The sequence below is a fragment of the Maritimibacter sp. genome (genome assembly GCF_016774595.1).
Classification (GTDB): Bacteria; Pseudomonadota; Alphaproteobacteria; order Rhodobacterales; family Rhodobacteraceae; genus Maritimibacter; species Maritimibacter alkaliphilus.
Genome location: NZ_JACBWT010000003.1, coordinates 170,506 through 194,549, shown reverse-complemented (window position 1 = coordinate 194,549; position 24,044 = coordinate 170,506). Strand labels below are relative to the sequence as shown.

Sequence of the window (24,044 nt, the reverse complement as noted above, 5' to 3'; positions counted from 1 at the left end):
ATTATGCGTTATCTGACGGTTCTTTCGCGTGGCCTGTTTGCGGTATCTGCCTTTATCTGCTTGCCAGGCATCGTCGCGCTGATCGGCATAGACGTTGTCCGTCGCTACTTCTTCAACGCGCCTTTGATTTGGGCACAGGAAGGTGCAACGCTAGTTCTATTCCTGGCGATTGTTCTCGCCCTGCCGGAAAGTTGGCAGCGCGGCGTTCATATCAAGGCCGACTTCCTAACTGCGATCATGGGCAACGCGTTCAATGAAGTGCTTGCTAGAGCCGTATGGATACTCGTGCTGATCGTTTCTGTCTTAATTGCGATTCAATGTCGCTATGACATCGAGCTGATGATCTTGTTCAATGAGAGGTCAACCGACCTGAATCTTCCATTGAGTTGGTTCCGCGCGATTCTGGGTTCAATAGTGATGTTTTGCGCACTGTTGGCGCTGGCCAAAGCGTTTTCCAGAAAGCCTGCCTGTCATCTCGATGGAGATCCAAAATGATTACGCTTGGCGCTTCCGCTTTCATCCTATTGATCGTGCTGATCGTGGTGGGTGTGCCTATCGGGCTTAGTTTGTTGGCCGTCGGTGTCGGCGGATTGGCTTTGGTCGGGTCTCTGTCGACAGCAATGACCCAAATGACGCTGGCCTTTTGGTCAGAGGGCACCAAATTCGTCTTGATTGCAATCCCATTCTATATTTTGATGGGTAACCTCATTTACCACACCGGGATTGCCCGAAACCTGTTCCGCGCAGCTTCCTATTGGTTGGGTTGGCTACCTGGAGGTCTTGCTGTAGCCGCCGTGTTCGCGTGTGCCGGATTTGGTGCCGTCAGTGGTTCGAGTACTGCAACTGCCCGCACGATGGGGGCTATCATCATCCCGGAAATGCGGAGGTACGGATATGGTCAGCCGCTCGCAACGGGTGTCATGTCTTCTTCTGGGACCCTTGGAATCCTGATTCCTCCCAGCATCATCATGATTTTCTACGGTTTGATGACCGAGACGTCGATCGGGGATTTATTTATCGCAGGTGTCATCCCCGGTATCTTGATCGCTCTGCTCTTCGCCGCAATCATCGTTTTCATTGCAAAAGTTCGCCCAGAGCAGGGCGGTGATCCGGTCGACATCCCCTCCACGTCCGCACGGTTTCGCGCGTTGTTGCATGTGCTGCCCGTGCTGGGTCTATTTGGATTTCTCCTCGGAGGGCTTTATCTCGGTGTATTCACGCCGACTGAAGGTGCGATTATCGGCGTGATAGCGGTTTTGCTACTTGGCGCCACGCAAAAAAGTCTGAGCATTTCGGCGATCCGTGAATCCCTCACCGATGCTGCTCTGCTTACAACTATGCTTTTCCTGATCATCGTAGGCGGCACGCTGTTTACGCGGTTTCTTGTGCAGACAGGTTTTGTAGAAGCACTTACTGGGTGGATGCTCGGTATGGAGCTTGGTTATTTCCCGTTCATCATTGCCGTTACACTATTGTATCTTGTTTTGGGCTGCGTTCTGGACCTGTTTGGGATGCTGATACTGACGGTGCCCATCTTGTTCCCGATCGCATTGTCCCTTGGAATCGACCCAGTGTGGTTCGGGATCTACATTATCATTGTCGCCGAAATTGGGCTGATTACGCCGCCGCTTGGAGTCAATGTGTATGTCATCAAGACTGTTGCTCCGAACGTTCCGCTTGGAAAGATCTTCGTCGGATGTCTGCCGTTCGTTGCGGGAATGCTGATCTTTATTGCCTTGCTGGCGATCTTCCCTGAAATTGCGCTGTTTCTCGTACGATGAAACACGTAATATCCATTGGTGATGGTGTTCGTGCCCCAGACGTGTCCCGAGCCTACAACCGTGCTTACTAGCAACTGTATCTGTCAGGTGGCCTGGTCGGCCCATTTCTGACGGTTTTTGCAGAGCGCGTTCGCAATCGTGACGAGCTTGCGTGCGACGAGGGCCGCCTGGAACATGACGTGTCGCAGCTGGCGCCGTCCTCCTCCAATGGCGCGCTTGCCGCGCATGGAGCCGCTGTCATGTGCGATTGGGGCCAGACCCGCGAGCGCGGCGGCCTGCTCACCGGAGAGCTGGCCGAGTTCGGGCATCTCGGCGATCAGCATAGTGCTGGCGACGGGGCCGATCCCGGGAACGGAGCGCAGGACATCGGCAATCGCAGCCAGGTCATTATCCGAGGCTATTGTCTGCTCGATCCGAACGTTCAGCTCTGCAATCTGGCGATCGAGAAGGTCTTTCAACTCGGCATCCATGGCATCGAACATATCCGGCGATCCCAGCTTCCCGTGCGCCTTGATCTGCGCCAAAAGCCGTTTACGTGTTTCGACGAGCTGTCCGCGCTTTGATATCAACGCCCTGAGAAGGCGTATCTTTTCATGTGGCAACACACGTCCCGCATCCGGCCGGAAGGCCATGAAGCGCGCAATGAGTTCCGCGTCGATCCGATCGGTCTTGGCGCGTGTGCCTTGGCTCGCGGCGAAGGCCTTGATCTGGGCGGGCGGCAATTGCCGGGTCGCAATCCCAGTAGTGTCAAGGGCGGACCACAGACGCCATTCCTGTCCACCAGTGGCCTCGAAGCAAACCAGCGCGCCCGGTTCACGAGCGAGTTGAGCGACTTGCTCGTGCCCTTCAACCTTGTTCGGCAGCCGCGCATGCTTGCCTTCTGGTAGACAGTAGATATCCAACCAATCGCGGCTGACGTCTATGCCAATGATCCGGTCCCGTGATACCGTATTCATGCTCTCTTCCTTCTGCTCCGCGGTCCTCGGCGGCCGCATTCAACTGTTCGAGACGATGAAGAGAGGCGGTGCTGGCTCGCTAGGAAACGTGGTCAAACCCACAAGGCTCAGACGCCAAACACCGCCCCGTCAGCAACCTCTGCCAAGGCGGCTGACGGGGTCAGAATAGCAAAGCCGAGATACAGAAGGGTCAGGACCCATAAAGCTGATCCTCCCCCACTGAAGTGGTCCGCCGTTATGTTTAGGAAAACGGAGGATCAGAATGGCTACGAAGAGACACAAGCCGGAAGAGATTGTCACGAAGCTGCGGCAGGTTGAAGTGCATGTCGGGCAAGGCATGGCCCGGGTGGATGCGATCCGCGAGGTTCGCATTACCGAGCAAACCTATTATCGCCGGCGCAAGCAGTATGGCGGGATGGGAACCGACCAACTCAGGGAGCTCAAACGCCTCCAGAAAGAGAACGAACGGTTGAGAAAAGCCGTCTCGGATCTGACTTTGAACAAGCTGATCCTGGCGGAGGCGGCAAAGGGAAACTTCTGAGCCCCGCTCGCCGCCGTGCCTGCATCGATCACATTCGCACCCGGTTCCATCTGTCCGAGAGACGCGCCTGCCGTGTCTTGGGTCAGCACCGATCCACGCAGGGGAAGGTGCCGCATGGCCGTGCCGATGAGGAGCGTCTGGTCGCGGACATGATCGAGCTGGCGCGGCAGTATGGCCGCTACGGCTATCGTCGGATCGCGGCTTTGCTGAGAGATGCGGGCTGGGGTAATCCCCCCCGGTAATGGCGTCTGTGGTCCGCCCTTGACGCTGCTGGGATTGCGACCCGGCAATTGCCGCCCGCTCAGATCAAGGCCTTCGCCGCGAGCCGGGGCACACGCGCCAAGACCGACCGGATCGACGCGGAACTCATTGCGCGCTTCATGGCGTTCCGACCGGATGCGGGACGTGTGTTGCCACATGAAAAGATACGCCTTCTCAGGGCGTTGACATCAAAGCGCGGACAGCTCGTCGAGACACGTAAACGGCTTCTGGCGCAGATCAAGGCGCACAGGAAGCTGGGATCGCCGGATATGTTCGATGCCATGGACGCCGAGTTGAAAGACCTTCTCGATCGCCAGATTGCAGAGCTGAACGTTCGGATCGAGCAGACGCTGGCCTCGGATGATGACCTGGCTGCGATTGCCCGTGTCCTGCGTTCCGTTCCCGGGAACGGCCCCGTCGCCAGCACTATGCTGATCGCCGAGATGCCCGAAATCGGCCAGCTATCCGGTGAGCAGGCCGCCGCGCTCGCGGGTCTGGCCCCAATCGCGCATGACAGCGGCTCCATGCGCGGCAAGCGCGCCATTGGAGGAGGACGGCGCCAGCTGCGACACGTCATGTTCCAGGCGGCCCTCGTCGCCAGCCATCATAACCCGGTCCTGAAAACCGTCGCTGACTGAGCTAATGGGAAGGCAGTTCATCCCATTAGCTCAACTTTGAACCTTGAGGTCCGACTTGGCCCTTGCTAGAATTCGAACAAACATTAGAAAAATGGAAAAGTCGAAAGTGCAGATGTCTGGACCCCTTGATCAACTGAAGATTATAGAACTTGGTCACGTAATTGCCGGACCACTTTCGGCAGCTTTACTCTCGGATTTTGGTGCAGATGTCATCAAGATCGAAGCCCCCAACCGAACGGATATGATGCGCGACCTTGGACCCAAGGCAGAGGACAGGGTGGGCGTCTGGTGGAAGACTTTGGGCCGCAACAAGAAAACTCTAAGTCTGGACTGGAAGTCCGACGAGGGCAGGGACATCCTGCGCAGGTTGATTGAAGATGCCGACGTGCTGATCGAAAATTTCCGTCCGGGTGTGCTAGAACGTGCTGGTGTTGGACCAGACGTCTTGCACGATTGGAACCCGGACTTGGTTGTTTTGCGGGTTTCAGGTTACGGACAGGACGGTCCGATGCGCGACGTGCCAGCGTTTGGACGTGCTGCAGAGGCCATGAGTGGTTTAGCACATCTGACCGGTTTTCCCGAAGGGCCGCCAATGCACCCCGGCTTTCCGGCGGCCGACAGCACGACAGGGCTAATGGGCGCTTTGGGAATCATGATCGCGCTATTTGCTCGCGAAAAGGGCATTGCACGCGGTCAGGTCGTCGATCTTGCGGTGTACGAGGCGTTGCTTCGGTTGATGGATTATCCGGTTCCCGCATTGACGGGCGCGAACCTCTCGCCGCGGCGCAATGGGCTGCGCCAGCCGATGGACTTTGCCCCGGGGGGGATGTTCCGAACGTCCGATGGGGTGTGGCTGACCGTTTCCGCAGGAAGCGCGGAAACCGCGCACCGGCTGTTGCGGGCAGTCGGCGGGGACGCTCTAGCCGATGATCCGCGGTTTGCGACACTCGGCGAGATGTCGCAGCACATGGCGGTGGTCTTTGACGCGATCAATGATTTTGTCACGCAGCGCACGGTTAAGGAAGTGGAGGCGGTATTCGCCCGCCATGATGCCGTTGCCTCGCGTGTGTTGAGTGTCGAGGAAATCACGACGAACGAGCAGATACGCCATCGCGGGGATATCGTGTCGGTCGCTGGCGAACAGACTCAGGTCATTGGTCCGGTCCCTCATCTCAGCGCGACGCCCGGTCAGCTTCGTTGGCTGGGACGACCGCCTGGTGCAGACAGCCAAAGCATTCTGCGTGATCTTGGTTTTAACGATGAGCGGATCGCTGCCCTATGTGAGGCGGGGCTCGTAAGATTGGAAGGAGGGCGCGCGCTATGACATTTCGATTGACCGCCGACCAACAAGAGATTCGCGACCAGATTCTGCGGATTTGCGCAAGGTTCGACGACGACTATTGGCTGGTTCGGGATCGCAACGGTGGTTTTCCCCATGATCTGCACAGGGCAATGGCCGATGGCGGCTGGCTAGGTATCGCCATGCCAGAAGTTGTCGGCGGCGCGGGTCTGGGGATCACCGAGGCGACCATAATGATGCAGGCAATCGCCGAGTCGGGGGCCGGCGCGAGCGGCGCCTCGGCCATCCACATGAATATTTTCGGGCTCAACCCGGTGGTGAAGTTTGGGACCGATGAGCAGCGCGCGCGTATGCTTGGCCCTCTAATAGCAGGCGATGAAAAGGCCTGTTTCGCAGTGACCGAACCGACGACCGGGTTGGACACCACAAAGCTGAAGACCATGGCGGTGCGGCGGGGAGACAGATATGTCGTGCACGGACAAAAAGTCTGGATTTCTACCGCGCAAGTGGCAGACAAGATGTTGCTTCTGGTGAGAACAACGCGGCTTGAGGATGTGAGCAGCCCGACCGAAGGGCTGAGCCTGTTCTATACAGATCTCGACCGAAATTTCGTCGATGTGCGAGAGATCGAAAAGATGGGTCGAAAGGCTGTCGATTCGAACGAAATTTTCATCGATGGGTTGCCGATTCCGGCTGAGGACCTTATCGGGAAGGAAGGCAAAGGCTTTAGGCAAATTCTGCACGGGTTGAATCCCGAACGCATCTTGGTGGCCGGAGAATGCATAGGTATTGCGCGCAACGCACTGGCGCGAGCGGCGCATTATGCAAACGAGCGTGTGATTTTTGACCGCCCAATCGGCCAAAATCAGGGTGTTCAGCATCCGCTCGCCAAAGCCTGGGCGCGGGTGGAATCTGCCAATCTCATGGTGATGCACGCTGCAGCCCTCTACGATGCGGGAGAACCCTGCGGCGTCGAGGCGAACGCTGCCAAGCTCTTGGCCGCCGACGCCGCGGTCGAGGCGACCGAAGCCGCGCAAATTACATTTGGCGGCTTCGGATACGCCAAGGAATATCACGTGGAGCGACTGGTACGGGAGGCTCTGCTGTTCCGCATCGTACCGGTGACACCGCAGATGCTTTTGTCGTTCATAGCAGAAAAAGCCCTTGGACTTCCAAAGTCTTACTGATCGGAGATAACGGGCGGGGCTGGTGGGAAAAGGTGTCTTGACCAATTTTCTAACATACGTTAGATTACTGGCAACTGCCCCTAATGGGGAATGGGAGGAGGCGTCATGAATAAGACGCAGTTTGGGTCTTCGAGGGAGGACCTATCAAAACGTGCAACCGTTTACGCAAGCGGTTTATTCACCGGCAAAATCGTTGTGGTGACCGGGGCCGGAGGCGGATTGGGGCTGGCAATTGCGACCTTGTTCGCAAGGCTCGGGGCCAATCTGGCGATCAATGGACGCAACGAAGAGAAACTGGCTTTGGCCAAGGAGTTCCTTGAAAGTTTCGGGGGCGAAGTTTTCGCTGTGCCTATGACTATCCGGGAGCCTGAGCAGGTCGAGGATTTTGTCGCCAAGACGAACCAGGAGTTCGGGGCGATTGACGTATTGGTGAACAATGCTGGGGGTCAGTTTCCGCAAGCAGCGTTGGAGTTTAGTCCAAAGGGCTGGAATGCGGTCATAGACACCAACCTGAACGGTACGTGGTGGATGATGCAATCCACGGCGCGCCACTGGGTTGCCAACAAGCAATCGGGCTCCATCGTCAACATCGTGGCCGATATCTGGCGCGGCATGCCCGGCATCGCGCATACCTGTGCGGCCCGGGCAGGGGTAGTTTACCTGTCCAAGTCGGTTGCGGTGGAGTGGGCCCCGCACGGTATCCGAGTGAACTGCGTGGCGCCGGGTTGCTGCGAAAGCAACGGTTTCGGGAACTACCCTCCGGAGGGTTCTGCGACCTTTCAGGACTCCAACCCGATGCGGCACGCCGGGGACGAATGGGATGTCGCTGAAGGGGTTGTCTATATGGCGGCGAATTCAGGGAAATTCGTAACCGGAGAAGTTCTGAACATCGACGGTGGGCAGCAATTGTGGGGGGATCCATGGCCAACGGGGCGGCCGGACTACTTCCGGATTACCTGATGTTGGCCGTGAACCTTAGGGGGACAATGATATCTAGATGACGACTAAGATTAAAACAGCAATCGGAGCCGATGATGGGGCGATACTGGAGTGCAGCGGGGTCGAGCGACGGTTCGGCGGCATCGTCGCTGTCACCGGTGTGGACCTCGTCATTCGGCAGGGGGAAATCTTTGGACTTGTCGGCCCGAACGGCAGCGGCAAGACAACACTGACGAACGCAATTACCGGGTTCTACCCACCGAATGTGGGGACTGTCCGGTTGGCAGGAAAGGAAATCACGGGTACGGCACCTCACAAGGTTGCCAAGCTCGGCGTCGCCCGGACGTTCCAGAATCTTGCCTTGTTCAACGGGATGAGCGTTCTGGACAACATCCTGCTGGGGCGGCACATCCACATGAAACCGGGCGTTCTGCGCACCGCGCTTTACTGGTGGGCAGCACAGCGTGAAGAAATCGAAAACCGCAAGATCGTCGAAGAGGTGATCGAGTTTCTACAACTCGAGAGCATCCGGCATGAGTTGGTCGATGGCCTTCCGATCGGGTTGAAAAAACGGGTCGAGCTGGCGCGGGCATTGGTGGCCGAGCCACAGATGCTGATTCTCGATGAACCGATGGCCGGCATGAACCAGGAAGAGAAAGGGTATATGTCCCGTTTCATTCTGGATGCCCGTGCCGAACGCGGCGTCAGCGTTCTGCTGATCGAACACCATATGGATGTCATCACCGGCATTTGTGATCGGATGCTGGCCCTGAATTATGGTGAAATGATCGCCAGTGGCATCCCCAAGGAGGTTGTGAAGGACCCGCGGGTCATCGAGGCATATATCGGAGGGTCGCATGACTGATTTGACGAAGAAACAGTCTTCGGGCGGCGACACGATCGGCGCAATTCTGGCGCGGAACGCCTCGAAACACGGTTCGGAAATCGCGCTTCGCGAAAAAGAGCGTGGGATCTGGAAGGAAACCACATGGGCGGAATACGCCGAAGAGGTGCTGGCCTGCGCGGCCGGGCTTGAGAAAATCGGCGTAACACCGGGCAAGGCGGTGCTTATCCTGGGCGACAACCGGGCGCGGCTGTATGGCGGAATGCTGGCTATTTCGTTGCTGGGTGCCTATGCAATGCCTGCCTATCCCGGCGCGACGCTCGAAGAACTCCGGCACTTTCTTGGCGAAGTCGAAATCGTCGCGGCCATCGCCGAAGATCAGGAACAGGTTGACAAGATCCTGGAACTGAAGGACGCGGGCGCCGAGGGCATCGACCACATCATTTATGATGAAGCGCGCGGTCTTGGCTTCTACGAGGTTGAAGGGCTGTTGTCCTGGGATCACCTGATCGAAGTTGGTCAGCACGATCTGAACGAAACCCCGGGCCTGCGTGAGGAACTGCTTAGTCGTGCGAAGCCGGAAGATCCGGCCATTTTTCTGCACTCCTCCGGAACGACGGGCGCGCCGAAGGGCATCGTACTGAGTCAGAAGAACGTTCTTGCTGCTGCTCGGAATGGACATGCGGCGGGTGCCTTCGGCGAAAATGAGGAGATCCTCGCGTACTTGCCGATGGCCTGGGTGGGAGACTACGCCATAACCGTTGCCGCGGCACTCCTTTGGCGTTTCACCGTGAATGTGCCTGAGCGCCAGGAAACGGTCGTGCGCGACATGCGCGAGATCGCTCCGACATTCTATCTGGCGGCGCCAAGAAGCTGGGACCAGATGCTGACGACAATCCAGGTTGGTATCGAAAATTCGACCCCTTTAAAGAAATGGCTGTACCATTTTTTCATGGATCGGGCCATCGCGGCGGAAACGCGCAAGCTGAATGGCAAAAGCGGCGGTGTTCTTGAGCCATTTGGCCGGCTTCTGGGCGAGGCGATTGTTTTCGGTCCGATCAAGGACCAGTTCGGGATGAGCCGCCTCAAGAATGCGTTCACCGGCGGTGAAGCGATCGGGGAAGACACCTTTGTGTTCTACCGCGCCCTGGGGATCAAGTTGCGTCAGCTCTACGGCCAGACCGAGAACAGCGCGATCAACGCGATTCAGGCTCCGGGCGAGGTCCGTCTTCATACGGTTGGCAAACCCGCGCCTGGCGTCGAGGTCAGCATTGCCGAAGACGGTGAGATCCTGGTGCGCTCGGACAGCGTGTTTGAAGGGTACTTCAACAAACCCGAAGCGACCGCCGAAGCCCTTGACGGCGGGTGGCTGCATACAGGTGATGCCGGCTATCTGGAGGACGACGGACACCTGGTTGTTCTGGGGCGTGTATCCGAGGTCATGCACACCGCCGACGGTGAACGTTACGTTCCAAACTACATCGAGAACCGGTTGAAATTCAGCCCGTATATCAAGGATGCGGCCGTGATTGGCGCCGGGCTGAAGGAACTGACGGCGATGGTCTGCGTGGATTTCGAGGCCGTGGGGCACTGGGCCGAAGTGAACGGCGTACCTTACGTGTCATATGCCGATCTTTCTCAGCGTGAAGAGGTCGCGACGTTGCTTCGCGAGGCGTTCCAACGGGTCAACAAGGCCGTCACCGAGCCATTGCGCCTGCAACGCTTTGTCAGTCTGCCGAAAGAATTCGACCCGGACGATGGTGAAATCACACGGACACGAAAACTGCGGCGCAAGGTCGTTCAGGAACGCTATGCTGACGTGATCGCGGCGCTCTACGACGGTTCAAAAGAGGTCCACGTAAGCGCGCAGGTGACTTACGAGACCGGGGAAGTAGGGAAGGTCGAAAGAAGCCTTCCCGTCAGGGAGGTATAAATGGACTGGGTCTTTCTATCAGAGCTTGCGATCAACGGAGCCTTGACGGGTCTGTTATATTCGCTTTTCGCCATCGGCCTCGTGCTGATTTACAAAGCGTCCTCGGTGCCCAATCTGGCGCAGGGCGGGCTGACCATGGTGGGTGCCTATGTGGTCCTGGCGCTGGCGCGCGATGTGGGTTTGCCCTTGTGGCTGGCCATTCCTCTGGCTGCGGTTGTCATGTTCGGCCTTGGGTTCGGCATCGAGCGTGTTGCCCTGCGTCGTCTCGCGGGTCGCCCGGTCGTCATGATCCTGATGCTGACACTTGGCCTCGACATATTCCTGCGGGGTACGACACTTGCCATCTGGGGCGGAACGTCGCGTTCGATGGAACTGGGCGTCAGCTATGATCCGCTGTTCCTGGGCGACATCTTCATCAGCCGCATCCATCTGGTCGGTGCCGGTGTCGCGCTTGCCTTGTTTGTCGGCTTCATGCTGTTCTTCCAAACCCGGACCGGGATCAAGTTGCGGGCGATCGCGGATGATTACATGGCTTCGTGGTCGGTAGGTATCTCGGTTGAGCGCGGCGTTGGGTTATCCTGGGCATTGGCATCCGTTGTTGCCGTCGCCGCTGGCGTCATCTGGGGTGAAATTCAGGGTGTCGATCAGGCGCTGTCGCTGTTGCTTCTCAAAGGTCTGACGGTTGCCGTTCTCGGTGGTCTCGACAGTATCCTTGGCGCCGTGATCGCAGGCATCATCCTGGGCGTCGTCGAAAACGTTGGCGCTGATTTCCTCGATCCGCTTGTCGGAGGCGGAAGCCGTGAGCTTATCGTCGCTGCCGTGCTCATTCTTACCGTCATGATCCGTCCGCACGGGCTGTTCGGTCGTCACGACATCGAAAGGGTGTAAGGCATGTTTTACAGACTTTCCGGCGACCATCACGCCGACTACGTTTCGGACAGCCGTATCTTCAAGGTGCCTGCCGACAGAAATCTGACAGCTTTCATCTTTCTGATCGGCCTTGCCGCGCCATTCATCATCCCGTCGCTTTATCTGAACAGCTACATGCTTCCCTGGCTGATCTGGACGGCCGCCGCTTTGGGGCTGAACCTGGTGACAGGTTGGGCCGGCCAACTGCACTTGGGCTATGCTGCGGTCATGGCCGTCGGAGCGTATTCGTCTATCCATGCCGCGCGTTTCGGGGTGCCGTGGGAATTTGCCCTGATCATTGGCGGGTTGACGTCATCCGTGATCGGCAGCCTGTTCGCTTTTGCCGCTTTGCGGGTCAAGGGCCTCTATCTCGCCCTTACCACTCTTGCGATGCAGTTCGTGATGGACTGGGTTCTGACCCACTCGCCGGCGATCTCGGGGGGCTCACACGCATCGCTCCAGTCGCCGACGCTGGCGTTGTTGGGGCAAGAGATTACCACTGATACTGGCTTCTACTATGTCGCCTTCGGCTGGTGTGTGTTGGTGACGATCTTCATGCTTAATCTCAAGCGTACTGGACTCGGTCGCGCCTTGGTCGCTGTCCGGGAAAAAGACTTTGCCGCCGCGATCCTGGGTGTGAACAGTTTCTACTACAAAATCCTCGCATTCGCGACTTCTTCGTTCATCGCAGGCGTCAGCGGTGCGTTGCTTGTTGCCACCTTTTTCTTTCTCGCCGCACCCGAGCAATTCTCGGTTGCCGTTTCGATCCAGGTTCTTGCGATGGTGATTGTTGGCGGCCTTGGCAGCATTATCGGTTCCTATTTCGGTGTTGCCCTGATCCTTCTTGTTCCGGGTATCGTGAACGGTCTCGTCGTCACGCTGAGTGACGGGCTTGGCATGCAGATCAACGTTGAAACGCTCGCCCACATCCCCAACGCGGTCTATGGCGCGCTGATCGTCATTATCCTTCTGATCGAACCGCTTGGTTTGGGAAAACTCTACGGCAACATCAGAGACTACCTGATGGTCTGGCCCTTCGATCAGTTCAAGAAATAAGGGAAATGCCGATGCAAGAAAAAGTTGAAGCCCAGAACATTCTGTCCATGAACAGTGTCGAGGTGCTGTACGACAATGTAATGCTGGCGATCAAAGGTGTATCGGTCCAGGTTCCAAAAGGCGAGATGATCGCGCTTTTGGGGTCGAACGGAGCGGGAAAAAGCACCACGTTGAAAGCGATCAGCGGTCTTTTGAAAGCCGAGCGCGGACGCATCAGCCGAGGTGAGATAACGTTCCAAGGAACGGACATTACCGAAGCGCTCGCGCAAAAACGCGTCGAGATGGGCATCTGTCATGTCATCGAAGGGCGGCGGGTCTTTGAACATCTGACCCCCGACGAGAACCTGACCGCCGCCGCGCCGCGCGGAATGTCCCGATCGACGCTGAATGCGGAAAAGGACAAGATTTACGCCTATTTTCCACGGCTTGCCGAACGCAAAAATTCGCAAGCAGGCTATTTGTCGGGTGGTGAGCAACAGATGCTTGCCATTGGGCGGGCCCTCGTGACCCAGCCGAAGCTTTTGATGCTTGATGAACCAAGTCTCGGGCTTGCTCCGTTCCTGGTCGAGGAAATCTTCGGCATCCTGCAAAAGATCAATAAGGATGAGGGCCTGTCCGTCCTGCTGGTGGAACAGAACGCCCTGGCAGCTCTGGAGATCGTTTCGCAAGGGTATCTTATCGAAAACGGCCGCGTCGTTATGCACGGCACGGCCGAGGCGCTCAAATCCAACTCCGACATTCAGGAGTTCTATCTAGGCGGCGGAGAGACCGATTTTCACAACGTCAAGCACTACAGCCGACGCAAACGTTGGTTGAGTTGAGGTACTAATCAGAAGTTGTTCAGGGAGGAACAAATGAAGAAACTTACCAAAGCGTTGGCCGTATTATCAATGTTCGGCGGAGCAATGTTCGGTACTCAGACGCTGGCCGAGCCATTCAAGATCGGCATCTGCTACGATCTCAGCAAGGCCTATACCTTTGCTACGCCGCAGGTTGCCCAAGCGGCACAGGATCTCGCGAAACTGGTCAACATGAAGGGAGGCATCGGAGGAGAGCCGGTCGAGGTTATCGTGCGCGATCATGGGAACGAACCGCAGCGCGGTATCGAGTGCTACTCCAAGCTCAGCCGCGAGGGTGTATTCGTCTTCGATACCCTGTCCACTCCGGTCTCTCTGGCTATCCTGCCGCGGGCCATGGAAGACGGGCGTATCCTGATGCAGTCGCTTGTCGGCCGAGGCGATGCAGTTGACGGCACCGTTTTCGAATGGGTCTATCCGGTCGGACCGACCTATTGGGGACAGGCGGCCAATGATGTCGCCTACATAAAGCAATTGCATGATGGCGACTTGTCTGACGTGAAGGTGGGGTTTGTGTATTTCGATTATCCTTTCGGACAGGAGCCGATCGAGATTCTCAAAACCTTGTCCGAAAAAGAGGGTTTCAAGCTTGAGCTTTACCCTGTGCAACTGCCTGGCAGTGACCAGGCCGGTGTGTGGTCCAAGGTGCGCCGGGACAACCCAGATCATGTGATTGTCTGGATGCTGGGCGGTGCGCATGTGGTTGCGTCGAAGGAAATGCAGCGCAATCGCATCCCGATGGACAAATACATTTCCGTCAACTGGCTGAACGAAGTCGATATCGCCAATATTGGCAACGAGGCCGCCAAGGGTATCAAGCGCGGTACCAATGTTGTTGGCGGTCAGAATGTCGCTTTGTATCAAGAGATCATGGCCGAACTCTACGACAAGGGCGAGGGTGCCGGCCCGATTGAGAAGACCCAGGACGTTTTCTACAACACTGGTCTGGCCATGTATTCAATCATGTTCGAAGCCGCGCGCAAGGCGGCAGAACTCGAAGGCCTTCCGATTACCGCAAAGTCCTACAAAGCGGGACTGGAGTCGCTTGAGGGATACGACGCGAACGGGCTGATGGCACCCATTACGGTGACGGCCGAAGATCATGGCGGCGGTGGCAAGACCCGGATCGAGATGTGGGACGGGGCGGCTTGGGTACCACAAACCGATTGGATCTCTGAATACGCCGACGTCGTGTGGGACGTGGTTAAGGACAGTTCCTCAAAATACGAGCAGTGAAAGACAGGTAGCAGGAAGGGTGACGCTACGCAGGGCGGCAGCGGCGCTTACGAAACGGTATCATCGCCCTAAACCCAAGCAACGGGAGAGAGAAAACATGAAAGTCAAACAGCACATTAAGGCAGTGGTCCTTGCTACTGCGCTGGCAGCAAGCGCGACTGTGGCCTCAGCGCAGGACAAGGAGCCGATCCGCTTCGGACTCTGCTTCGACCTCAGTAAATCCTACACGTTCATTTCGCCGCAGGTGGCCCAGGCCGCTCAGGATCTCGCGATGTACACAAACGAAAACGGTGGTATCGAAGGGCATCCGGTTGAAGTAATCATTCGCGATCACGGCAACGAACCGCAGCGTGGCGTGGAATGCTATGAGCAGCTCAAGCGTGAAGGCGTTTTCCTTTTCAATTTTCTGTCCACGCCGGTCACGAACGCGGTTTTGCCGCGTGCCATGAAGGACGGTAGCGTACTGATGCAGTCTTTCGTTGGCCGCGGTGACGCGGTGGACGGCGAAGTGTTCGAATGGGTTTTCCCGGTCGGTCCGACGTACTGGCAGCAGGCGGCAAATGACGTTGCCTTCATCAAGGGCCAGATGGGCGGTGACTTGAGCAAAACGAAGATCGGGTTCATCTATCTGGATTATCCCTTTGGCCAGGAACCGATCGAGATCCTGAAAACGCTTTCCGAAAAGGAAGGGTTCGAGTTGGAGCTGTATCCCGTACCGCTTCCCGGGTCGGATCAAGCCGGCGCATGGAGCAATATCCGCCGCGACAAGCCTGACTATGTGATCAGCTGGCTTCTGGCGGGTGGCCATGTGGTCGCCTCGAAAGAAATGCGTCGTAACCGTTTCCCGATCGACCGCTATCTTTCGGTAAACTGGCTGAACGAAGTCGATATCGCCAACATCGGCGCGGAAGAGGCGAAAGGCATCCTGCGCGGGACCAACGTGGCCGGTGGCCAGGAAGTTCCGATCGTAAAGACGATGCTGGACACCTACTATGCCAATGGCAAGGGCAGCGGACCCGAGAACCTGGTGCGAGACGTGTACTACAACACGGGCATGGCGATCTACTCGGCCGGTTTTGAAGCTGCGCGTATCGCGATTACCGAAAACGGTTGGCCGATCACACCGGAAAGCATGAAGAATGCCTATGAATCGATCGAGAACTTCGATGGAAACGGCATCATGGCCCCGGTTACACTGACCGACAAAGACCACGGTGGTGGCGGCAAGACCCGGGTCGAGCAGTGGAATGGCGAAACCTGGGTTCCGCTGACCGACTGGAGCGCCGACTATCTTGACGTTGTTTGGGATGTCATCAAGCACAGCTCCGCGACGTTCACCGTCGAATAAGACAGAGCTTCCCCGCGGCAGACATGTCGCGGGGAAGCTTTCCGCAGTTAGATTGTCCCGAGAAAGCGAAGCAGGTATCATGAGCCCCATTGACGTGAAGATCGAAGACGGAATTGCGACCGTCTGTATCAACCGGCCAGAACGTAAAAACGCGCTTTCCGTGGCGGCGACGAACGGGCTGACCGACGCTTGGGAGAAGATCGAGGCGGATGACAGCGTTCGTGTGGCCATTCTGACTTCTGCCGATTGCGGCGTTTTCAGCGCCGGACTGGATCTGAAGGAAGCCACACAAATCGCACGCGACGAGGGTGTCGATATTCTGACCAAGATGCGCGACCCGTTTCACGAGACCATGCGCGCCTGCAAGAAACCGATCATCGCGGCGATGACAGGGTCGCTGATGGCGGGCGGCATGATGCTGACCTTGAATTGCGATCTGCGGGTCGGTCTCAAGGGGACCAAGGTCGGTATCACCGAAGTAAAGATCGGTCGTGGATCGCCCTGGGCATCGCCGGCACTGTCCATGCTACCGCAGCCCATCCTTATGGAAATCGTTCTGACCGGCGACTTGATGCCGATCGAGCGCCTGCACGAATACGGGTTCACCAACTATATCGAAGACACTCCCGATGCTGTCCGCGCAAGGGCATTTGACCTTGCCAAACGCATTGCCAGCGCGGCCCCGCTGTCGGTTGTTGCCGCGAAAGGCGGCGTTCGCGCGACCATGGACCTGGGCTGTGCGGGTGGCCTGAAAGAGGGCAAGCGCCTTCACGAGGTGGTTTACGCCAGCAACGACGCGATTGAAGGCCCAAAGGCCTTTGCTGAAAAGCGGGCACCCGTCTGGACCGGGACCTGATGGAGACTTGAATGACTGAGCTTATTCGCCTGGACAGGGAAGGCCCTGTCGGAATCCTGCGTTTTCTTCAGCCGACAAAACGCAACCCTTACAGCATCGGGTTCGTCGAAGAACTGGTGGCGCTTCTGCGCGAAGCCGAACGGGACGCTACGATCCGTGTCGTTGTTATGACCGGTGGCAATCATTTCAGCAGCGGCGGCGATCTTGTCGGGTTTCAGTCCGAGATCGCCAAAGGCGCGCGGGCGACGTCGGAAATGGTGGACCTGGTTCACGATGGCGGACGCGCGGCCTATCTGTTTCGCAAACCTCTGATTTCCGCGGTATGCGGCGTGGCTTTTGGCGCGGGCCTCAGCCTGGCCTTGTCGGCGGACATTGTCGTTGCCGCCGAAGATGCCCGGCTGTGCGAAGTATTTGCACGCGTCGGCGGTTGTCCCGACACGGGATCAAGCTGGCTGCTTCAGCAGCGCGCCGGTGCGGGCGTTGCCCGGATGCTTGTGCTCACGGGCCGTGAAATCGACGGGCGCACCGCCAGGGACCTGCGCGTTGTCGAAGAATGCGTGCCGGCCAACCAGGTCGAGGTACGGGCGCTGGAAATTGCCCGCGAGATTGCAACGCACCCGATGTTTGGCGTTCAGACCGCCAAGCGTGTGATGCGCGCCGCAGCCGAGTGCAGCTATCTCGAGGCGCTGGATATCGAGCGCGATGCCCAAAGCGTTTTGCTGTGCGCGCATGACTTTCCCGAGGCCATGAAAGCGTTTTCGGAAAAAAGAACTCCAGAATTCAAAGACCGTTAGCTCGGTTGAAACCTTATCGCAAAACTCAAGGAGACCACGCCAATGAAGGTACTCGTGCCTGTGAAACGCGTGATCGACTACAACGTGAAGGTTCGTGTCAAAGCGGACGGAAGCGGTGTCGATCTGGCCAACGTTAAGATGTCGATGAACCCTTTCGACGAAATCGCCGTCGAAGAGGCGATACGCCTGAAAGAGGCCGGCAAGGCCGAAGAGGTGGTCGCGGTATCCATCGGCGTCAAACAGGCGCAGGAAACCCTGCGCACCGCACTGGCCATGGGTGCCGACCGCGCCATCCTGGTCGTTGCAGCGGATGACGTGCACCATGATATCGAGCCGCTGGCAGTGGCCAAAATCCTTGCCAAGGTCGTGGAAGAGGAACAGCCTGGTCTGATTCTCTGCGGCAAGCAGGCGATCGACAACGACATGAACGCCACCGGCCAGATGCTGTCCGCCCTGCTCGGCTGGAGCCAGGCGACCTTTGCGTCCGAAGTGGACATCGACGGCGACACCGCCAGGGTCACCCGCGAGGTCGACGGCGGGTTGCAGACCATCGCCGTGAAGATGCCCTCCATCGTCACCGTGGACCTGCGCCTGAACGAGCCGCGTTATGCCTCGCTGCCCAACATCATGAAGGCAAAGAAAAAACCGCTGGATGAGAAATCCGCCGCCGACTATGGCGTCGATGTCAGCCCGCGGCTGGAAATCGTCAAGACGGCCGAGCCCGCCGAACGCTCGGCCGGGATCATCGTCGGCTCGGTAGACGAGCTGGTTGCGAAACTCAAAGAAGCGGGGGCTGTGTAATGGCTGTTCTTCTGATTGGTGAAGTGACCAACGGCGAACTGGCGCTGGACGCCACCGCCAAGGCCGTGACCGCCGCATCGGCGCTGGGTGACGTGACCGTTCTGTGCGCCGGTGCCTCCGCCGCCGCCGCCGGCGAGGCCGCCGCCAAGATCGCCGGTGTCGCCAAGGTGCTGGTCGCCGAGGATGCCTCGCTGGGCCACCGCCTGGCGGAACCGACCGCCGCGCTGATCGTCAGCCTGGCAGGCGATTATGAACATATCGTTGCCCCGGCCACGACGGATGCGAAAAACGTCATGCCGCGCGTTGCCGCGCTTCTGGACGTGATGGTGCTGTCGGATGTCTCCGGCGTGGTTGATGGCGCGACCTTCGAACGCCCGATCTATGCCGGCAACGCCGTGCAGACGGTGAAATCGTCGGATGCCAAGAAGGTCATCACCTTCCGCACCTCGACCTTCGACGCCGCCGGCGACGGCGGGTCTGCCCCGGTCGAAACCATCGGCGCCGCCGAAAACCCCGGCCTCAGCGAATGGGTCGAGGACAAGGTGGCCGAAAGCGACCGCCCCGAGCTGACCTCGGCCGGCGTGGTCGTGTCGGGCGGCCGTGGCGTCGGCTCCGAGGAAGACTTCAAGATCATCGAGGCGCTGGCCGACAAGCTGGGCGCCGCCGTCGGCGCCTCCCGCGCCGCCGTCGATTCGGGTTACGCCCCGAACGACTGGCAGGTGGGCCAGACCGGCAAGGTGGTCGCCCCCGAACTCTACATCGCCGTCGGCATCTCGGGCGCCATCCAGCACCTCGCCGGCATGAAGGATTCGAAGATCATCGTCGCCATCAACAAGGACGAAGAAGCCCCGATCTTCCAGGTCGCCGACTTCGGACTGGTGGCCGACCTCTTCCAGGCCGTCCCCGAACTGACCGAAAAACTGTGATCGGTGAACGGTGGGTTTGAAATCCACCCTACACATACCGCAGGACAGACGACGCCCGCCGGAAACGGCGGGCGTTTTTCATGGGGAAGAGCACTCTGGGACCACTTCGACCCAAGGTGTCGGGTCGAAATGGGGGCAGTTTATGCCCATGGCGGTAGAAGCGAGTTGCTGGGCGGGCAATTCATCCCACCAGTTCATCCTTATGCCAGAAAGAAGTCCTTAATCAGGCTGTTGAACCGGTCCTTCTTTTCGATTTGCGTCCAGTGGCCGCATTCGCCGAAGGTGTGCAGTTCCGAGCGTTTCAGCAATTGGTGAAGGCGATGAGAGGACTCCAGGGGGATAACCGCATCCTCGCGGCCGTGCACAATCAGCGCGCGATGGGGGAGCGCGGCAATCTTGTCTTCAGGCGTAGACAGCGCGGCGACATGGCGACCGCGGGGTGCCGGGAACATGGCCGAGAAACTTTCCTGATAGCCGGGGCGTTTGCTGGCGTCGTAACGCGATTTTATCAGATCCTCGGTGATGAGGCTTTTGTCATAGGCAAAGCACTCCATCATGATCTTGCGCATGTTTTCCAGGCTGGGCTCATAGCCCCAGACGGTGTCCAGCCCCTCTGTCAGACCAAAATCAAGACCGGCCGATCCCATCAGAACCATCCGGTCGACCCGGTCGGGATACCGGCTGGCAATAGCCAGCGTGAGCCCGCCGCCGAAGGAATTACCGACGAAATGGGCCTTTTCGACACCCGTGGCGTCCATAAATGCGATTGTATGTTCGACCCAGCCGTCCAGCGAGTAGGTCTCGTTCTCGTGCCGCTCGGTGTAGCCAAATCCCATTGCATCCGGCGCCAGAACCCGGAAATCGCTGGCCAGATCGGGAACTGTCAGCCGCCAGTTGGCATAGCCGGTCACGCCCGGGCCGGAGCCATGCAGCAACAAAACTGCAGGGCCGGTCCCCTCTTCAAGATAGTTGGTCTTCCGCCCTGCGGCCTCGATTGTCTTGCCGATTTCAGGATTGGTCATTGTTAATTCCCTTGTTGCCCTGTTGCGTTGCTGCCGTTCGCCAGGTCCAGTGCGACATCGACAATCATGTCTTCCTGCCCGCCGACCATGCGGCGCTGGCCCAGCTCGTTCAGAATAGTGCGTGCATCTATGCCATATTGCGCGGCCGCGCGTTCCGCGTGCAAAAGAAAGCTCGAATAGACACCGCTATAGCCCAGAGAAAGCGTTTCACGGTCGACCCGGACCGGGCGCTCCTGTAGCGGGCGGACCAGATCGTCTGCCGCGTCCATCATCGCGTTGAGGTTGGTGCCCGTATCGTAGCCTTCCCTTTCAAGAACCGCTATCAGAGCTTCGAGAGGCGCATTTCCGGCCCCCGCGCCCAGGCCCGTCAGGGATCCGTCGACGCGATACGCCCCCTCTTCGACGGCGGCGACCGAAATCGCAACACCAAGCGTGAGGTTGTGATGCGCATGGATGCCGACCTGCGTTTCCGGCTTTAGCGCCTGGCGCAAAGCGCGCGCCCGCGCCCGCGCGGAACTGACGGTCAACGCACCGGCGCTATCGGTCACATATACGCAATGTGCACCGTAGCTTTCCATAAGCAGGGCCTGTTCGGCCAGGGCGCCGGGTTCGTTCATGTGGGCCATCATCAGAAAGCCCGACACATCCATGCCAATGTCGCGTGCGGTGCCGATATGTTGTCTGGCGATGTCTGCCTCTGTGCAATGGGTGGCCACGCGAACCGACCGGACACCGGCGGCGTATGCCTCTTTGAGGTCGGCGATTGTGCCGATGCCCGGAACCAGAAGCGTGGTCAGTTTGGCGGTCTTTACCGCGTCGGCCGCGGCGGCGATCCAATCCAGATCGCGGTGGCGCCCGAAACCATAGTTGAAACTTGTCCCGTTCAAACCGTCGCCGTGGCTGACCTCGATCGCATCAACGCCTGCGGCGTCCAGCGCAGCGGCGATATCTTGCACCTGGCCGACAGTGAACTGGTGGCGCACCGCATGCATCCCGTCGCGCAGTGTCACGTCTTGGATATAGAGGTTCCTGGTCATTGCGCGGCCTTTTCTTTCGTGCGTGCGATCTGTTCGCCGGTTGCCAGCGCCGCCGATGTCATGATGTCCAGATTTCCGGCGTATTTCGGCAGGTAGTGTCCGGCGCCCTCTACTTCGAGAAACACCGAAACCTTCAGCGCGCCTTCGGCAGGGTCGCCGGGCAGCCCGGCCGCCGCGTTCGGTCCGATCCTTTCGAACTGAACTTCCTGTTTGAGACTGTATCCAGGGACATAAGCCCGTACGGATTCGACCATATCCTCGACCGATGCGCGAATAGCTTCCGCGTCGTCTGTCTGGGCCAGGCAATACACCGTGTCCCGCATCACCAAAGGCGGCTCTGCCGGATTGAGGATAATGATGGCTTTGCCTTCCTCGGCGCCACCGACCTCACATATGGCGCGCGAGGTGGTCTCGGTAAATTCGTCGATATTCGCGCGCGTTCCCGGCCCGGCCGACCTGGAAGAGATGGAGGCGACAATTTCCGCATAGCGCACCGGGGCCACCCGCGAAACCGCGGCCACGATCGGAATGGTGGCCTGGCCGCCGCAGGTAACCATGTTGACATTGGCCGCGTCCAAATGGGCGGAAATGTTGACCGTTGGCACCACATAGGGCCCGATGGCGGCAGGCGTCAGATCGACGACCCGCTTGCCATCGGCTGTCAGCAACTCGCTGTGCCGGGCGTGGGCCTTGGCGGACGTCGCGTCGAACACCACAGCAATGTCGCCATAGCCGGGCATCTGCCGCAATCCATCGATACCCTTGGCCGTCACCGGAACGCCCAGCTTTTCAGCCCGCTTCAACCCGTCCGAGGCAGGGTCAATGCCGACAAATGCAGCCAGTTCCAACAGGTCGCTGTTCCGCATCAGCTTGATCATGAGATCGGTGCCGATATTGCCGGTGCCGATTATGGCCGCCTTTACTTTTGACATTCTATCACTCCGTGAATGAAACGCTGACATGGCCCAGGCCGCCAATCGAGGCCTGAACCACTGCTTTGCCCGTGACCGGAGCCATCGGCCCCAACGCTCCGGACAGGATGATCTGCCCCGCCCTGAGGGGCGTTCCGTTTGCACGCATCTTTTCAGCCAACCAAGCGACGGCGTTGACAGGGCTGCCCATGCAGGCCGCACCGGTTCCGGCGGAAACGGTCTGCCCATTCAGGGTCATCTCCATTGCGCAGTTGGAAAAATCGAAGCCCAGGGGCGAGATGACCGGCGCGCCCAGGACCAACAATCCGGACGAGGCATTGTCGGCGATCGTATCGAGCAGGGTGATGTTCCAATCGGCTATGCGGCTGTCCACGATCTCTATTGCCGGGGCAATAAAGACGGTTGCGCGCAAAACATCCGCAGCATTCGGCTGGGCAATATCCAGATCGTCGCCTAGAATAAACGCGATCTCCGCTTCGATCTTTGGTTGCAGCACGCGGTCCGATGAAATGATACCCCCATCGCCGACAATCATGTCCGACAGCAAGGTGCCGTAGTCCGGCTGATCCACGCCCATCTGAGCCTGAACGGCCTTGGCGGTCAGTCCGATCTTATGCCCGATCAACCGGCTGCCGCCGGCCAGACGCCGTTCGATATTGGCCTGCTGCACGGCATATGCGGCATCAAGACCGTAGTCCTTGAGATGTTCTTGGATCGGAGCGCACGGCGTTGCTTTTTTCTCTGCCTGCCACAATGCTTCGGCCGCGACTGCCAGGTTATTATCCAATGTCATACGTCCCTCTGTTCTTCGGTTTGTGATGGACCGGATGCGGTTTGCCGCAACCCGAGCAAAACGGCCGGCGACCGGTACAGAACGGTATCGGCGGCCGTTTCGGACAGTGCGCGCCGGATGAACCCTACCGGATCGTTTTCCATAATCAGAAATGGATAGTCGGTACCGGCCAGTATCCTGTCATGTCCGACGGTTGTTTCCAGAAACTGCAGGGCGACATCGTCGTAAACGATGCTGTCAAAATAGAACCGGCGCGCCAGTTTGCTGGGCGGCACGGACATGCTGTTCCGGATCGGCATTCCCAAGCGGTACGCATGATCCAGCCGGGGCAGGATGGCGGGCAATGCACCGCCGCCATGCGAAAGGACAATGCGAAGATTGGGGTGATTTTCCAGAACCCCGGCTGTCATCAGCGACGTGGCGGCGAGAGCTGTCTCAAGCGGAAACGCCGCAATCGCGGCCATTGCCGGTACATCGCCGATCCGCTCGACCCCGGCCGGGTGCAGCGCATGGACCATAACCGTCATGTTCAGCCGTTCCGCTTCGGCAAAGACGGGGGCAAGCGACGGATCGCCCAGGGGCGTACCCTGAACATGCGTGCCGATCTCGATCCCTGTCAGCCCCATGTCCCGCAACCCGCTCAGGCTGTGAGTGGCCTTTTCCGGTGTTTGCAGCGGCACCATCCCGAAAGCTGAAAACCGCTTCGGATAGGTGGCGACCAGATCTGCGAGAAAGGTATTGACGCAATCGCAGATCGCCTCTGCATCGCCGGCGCCGAACCAATAGGACAAAAGCTCGGGCATCGGCGACAACACCTGATGGCCGATCCCCTTGGCCTCCATGTCGGCCAACCTGGCATCGGCGTTCCAGGATCGTAAATCGATCTGGCGAAAAGGCTTTCCACCGATCACGATCCTGGCCGAGCCGTCCTGTTCATGCACAATGGAGGGCCAGCGCGCATCGCGTTCTGTTCCGTCCGGAAACCGGTCGGGCACCACGTGGCTATGGACATCTATAGCCCCAGATGTGCGCAAATTCTTCACCGCGGTGCCTTCCATGTTAACATCCGGCCAAACAGCTTTCCATCCATCAACCGG

General features: G+C 58.5%; 23 protein-coding genes and 1 pseudogene. 18 read left to right on the top strand and 6 right to left on the bottom strand.

The genetic code is table 11. From position 1 onward, the window contains the following. Window positions 1-3 precede the first annotated feature (3 nt). On the top strand, window positions 4-495 hold the full coding sequence (locus HOY44_RS20940) for a TRAP transporter small permease (protein WP_138424317.1): 492 nt from the start codon (window positions 4-6) through the stop codon (window positions 493-495). After that, window positions 492-1,781 (top strand): TRAP transporter large permease, encoded by a 1,290-nt coding sequence (locus HOY44_RS20935; protein ID WP_138424316.1) that lies wholly within the window; start codon window positions 492-494, stop codon window positions 1,779-1,781. The genes HOY44_RS20940 and HOY44_RS20935 overlap by 4 nt, the downstream gene beginning before the upstream one ends. Before the next feature lie 83 nt (window positions 1,782-1,864). On the opposite strand, the gene HOY44_RS20930 is transcribed toward HOY44_RS20935, so the two are convergent. Beyond that, on the bottom strand, window positions 1,865-2,737 hold the full coding sequence (locus HOY44_RS20930) for an IS110 family RNA-guided transposase (protein ID WP_287437557.1): 873 nt from the start codon (window positions 2,735-2,737) through the stop codon (window positions 1,865-1,867). A gap of 262 nt (window positions 2,738-2,999) precedes the next feature. Between HOY44_RS20930 and HOY44_RS20925 the strand changes: the two are divergent. From HOY44_RS20925 to HOY44_RS20850, 16 genes and pseudogenes are all read left to right on the top strand, one after another. Further along, window positions 3,000-3,502, top strand: a pseudogene (locus HOY44_RS20925) (transposase); the annotation flags it as partial. Window positions 3,503-3,526: 24 nt separating this feature from the next. Then, on the top strand, window positions 3,527-4,177 hold the full coding sequence (locus tag HOY44_RS20920) for a transposase (RefSeq protein WP_268920937.1): 651 nt from the start codon (window positions 3,527-3,529) through the stop codon (window positions 4,175-4,177). A 91-nt stretch (window positions 4,178-4,268) separates the two neighbouring features. Continuing rightward, window positions 4,269-5,501, top strand: coding sequence for a CaiB/BaiF CoA transferase family protein (locus HOY44_RS20915; protein WP_235889219.1), 1,233 nt, complete (start codon window positions 4,269-4,271; stop codon window positions 5,499-5,501). Further along, window positions 5,498-6,664 carry an acyl-CoA dehydrogenase family protein gene (locus tag HOY44_RS20910; protein ID WP_171043057.1) on the top strand — a complete coding sequence of 389 codons (1,167 nt, stop codon included), beginning with the start codon at window positions 5,498-5,500 and terminating at the stop codon, window positions 6,662-6,664. Before HOY44_RS20915 ends, HOY44_RS20910 begins: the two co-directional genes overlap by 4 nt. Window positions 6,665-6,769: 105 nt before the next feature. Beyond that, the gene (locus HOY44_RS20905; RefSeq protein ID WP_138424310.1) at window positions 6,770-7,624 is read left to right on the top strand and encodes an SDR family oxidoreductase; all 855 of its coding nucleotides are present in this window, start codon (window positions 6,770-6,772) and stop codon (window positions 7,622-7,624) included. A 37-nt stretch (window positions 7,625-7,661) separates the two neighbouring features. Next, a complete protein-coding gene (locus HOY44_RS20900) occupies window positions 7,662-8,468 on the top strand; it encodes an ABC transporter ATP-binding protein (protein ID WP_036538081.1) in 807 nt (268 codons plus the stop codon). Next, window positions 8,461-10,380: an AMP-dependent synthetase/ligase gene (locus HOY44_RS20895; RefSeq protein WP_287437552.1), complete on the top strand. Its 1,920-nt coding sequence runs from the start codon at window positions 8,461-8,463 to the stop codon at window positions 10,378-10,380. Before HOY44_RS20900 ends, HOY44_RS20895 begins: the two co-directional genes overlap by 8 nt. Further along, the gene (locus HOY44_RS20890; RefSeq protein WP_028284932.1) at window positions 10,381-11,268 is read left to right on the top strand and encodes a branched-chain amino acid ABC transporter permease; all 888 of its coding nucleotides are present in this window, start codon (window positions 10,381-10,383) and stop codon (window positions 11,266-11,268) included. A 3-nt stretch (window positions 11,269-11,271) separates the two neighbouring features. Beyond that, window positions 11,272-12,345 carry a branched-chain amino acid ABC transporter permease gene (locus HOY44_RS20885; RefSeq protein WP_138424308.1) on the top strand — a complete coding sequence of 358 codons (1,074 nt, stop codon included), beginning with the start codon at window positions 11,272-11,274 and terminating at the stop codon, window positions 12,343-12,345. An 11-nt stretch (window positions 12,346-12,356) separates the two neighbouring features. Next, window positions 12,357-13,166 carry an ABC transporter ATP-binding protein gene (locus HOY44_RS20880; RefSeq protein ID WP_088626190.1) on the top strand — a complete coding sequence of 270 codons (810 nt, stop codon included), beginning with the start codon at window positions 12,357-12,359 and terminating at the stop codon, window positions 13,164-13,166. Window positions 13,167-13,199: 33 nt separating this feature from the next. After that, a complete protein-coding gene (locus HOY44_RS20875) occupies window positions 13,200-14,438 on the top strand; it encodes an ABC transporter substrate-binding protein (protein WP_300424033.1) in 1,239 nt (412 codons plus the stop codon). 97 nt (window positions 14,439-14,535) lie between these two features. Then, window positions 14,536-15,786 carry an ABC transporter substrate-binding protein gene (locus HOY44_RS20870; protein WP_138424307.1) on the top strand — a complete coding sequence of 417 codons (1,251 nt, stop codon included), beginning with the start codon at window positions 14,536-14,538 and terminating at the stop codon, window positions 15,784-15,786. Between the two features lie 79 nt (window positions 15,787-15,865). Further along, entirely contained in the window at window positions 15,866-16,642 is a 777-nt protein-coding gene (locus HOY44_RS20865; RefSeq protein ID WP_028284927.1) for an enoyl-CoA hydratase/isomerase family protein, read from the top strand. 11 nt (window positions 16,643-16,653) lie between these two features. Then, window positions 16,654-17,436 carry an enoyl-CoA hydratase/isomerase family protein gene (locus HOY44_RS20860; RefSeq protein WP_028284926.1) on the top strand — a complete coding sequence of 261 codons (783 nt, stop codon included), beginning with the start codon at window positions 16,654-16,656 and terminating at the stop codon, window positions 17,434-17,436. Between the two features lie 42 nt (window positions 17,437-17,478). Then, on the top strand, window positions 17,479-18,237 hold the full coding sequence (locus tag HOY44_RS20855; RefSeq protein WP_138424306.1) for an electron transfer flavoprotein subunit beta/FixA family protein: 759 nt from the start codon (window positions 17,479-17,481) through the stop codon (window positions 18,235-18,237). Further along, the gene (locus HOY44_RS20850; protein ID WP_100162543.1) at window positions 18,237-19,163 is read left to right on the top strand and encodes an electron transfer flavoprotein subunit alpha/FixB family protein; all 927 of its coding nucleotides are present in this window, start codon (window positions 18,237-18,239) and stop codon (window positions 19,161-19,163) included. Before HOY44_RS20855 ends, HOY44_RS20850 begins: the two co-directional genes overlap by 1 nt. Before the next feature lie 200 nt (window positions 19,164-19,363). On the opposite strand, the gene HOY44_RS20845 is transcribed toward HOY44_RS20850, so the two are convergent. Genes HOY44_RS20845 through HOY44_RS20825 form a run of 5 tightly spaced genes read right to left on the bottom strand, consistent with a single transcriptional unit; the run spans window position 19,364 to window position 24,005 of the window. Then, the gene (locus HOY44_RS20845) at window positions 19,364-20,185 is read right to left on the bottom strand and encodes an alpha/beta fold hydrolase (protein WP_100162544.1); all 822 of its coding nucleotides are present in this window, start codon (window positions 20,183-20,185) and stop codon (window positions 19,364-19,366) included. A 2-nt stretch (window positions 20,186-20,187) separates the two neighbouring features. Next, entirely contained in the window at window positions 20,188-21,222 is a 1,035-nt protein-coding gene (gene dmpG / locus HOY44_RS20840; protein ID WP_138424305.1) for a 4-hydroxy-2-oxovalerate aldolase, read from the bottom strand. Next, window positions 21,219-22,154: an acetaldehyde dehydrogenase (acetylating) gene (locus tag HOY44_RS20835; protein WP_138424304.1), complete on the bottom strand. Its 936-nt coding sequence runs from the start codon at window positions 22,152-22,154 to the stop codon at window positions 21,219-21,221. The genes dmpG and HOY44_RS20835 overlap by 4 nt, the downstream gene beginning before the upstream one ends. 4 nt (window positions 22,155-22,158) lie before the next feature. Next, entirely contained in the window at window positions 22,159-22,947 is a 789-nt protein-coding gene (locus tag HOY44_RS20830; RefSeq protein WP_138424303.1) for a 2-keto-4-pentenoate hydratase, read from the bottom strand. After that, a complete protein-coding gene (locus HOY44_RS20825) occupies window positions 22,944-24,005 on the bottom strand; it encodes an amidohydrolase family protein (RefSeq protein WP_138424302.1) in 1,062 nt (353 codons plus the stop codon). The genes HOY44_RS20830 and HOY44_RS20825 overlap by 4 nt, the downstream gene beginning before the upstream one ends. Between the last annotated feature and the right edge of the window lie 39 nt (window positions 24,006-24,044).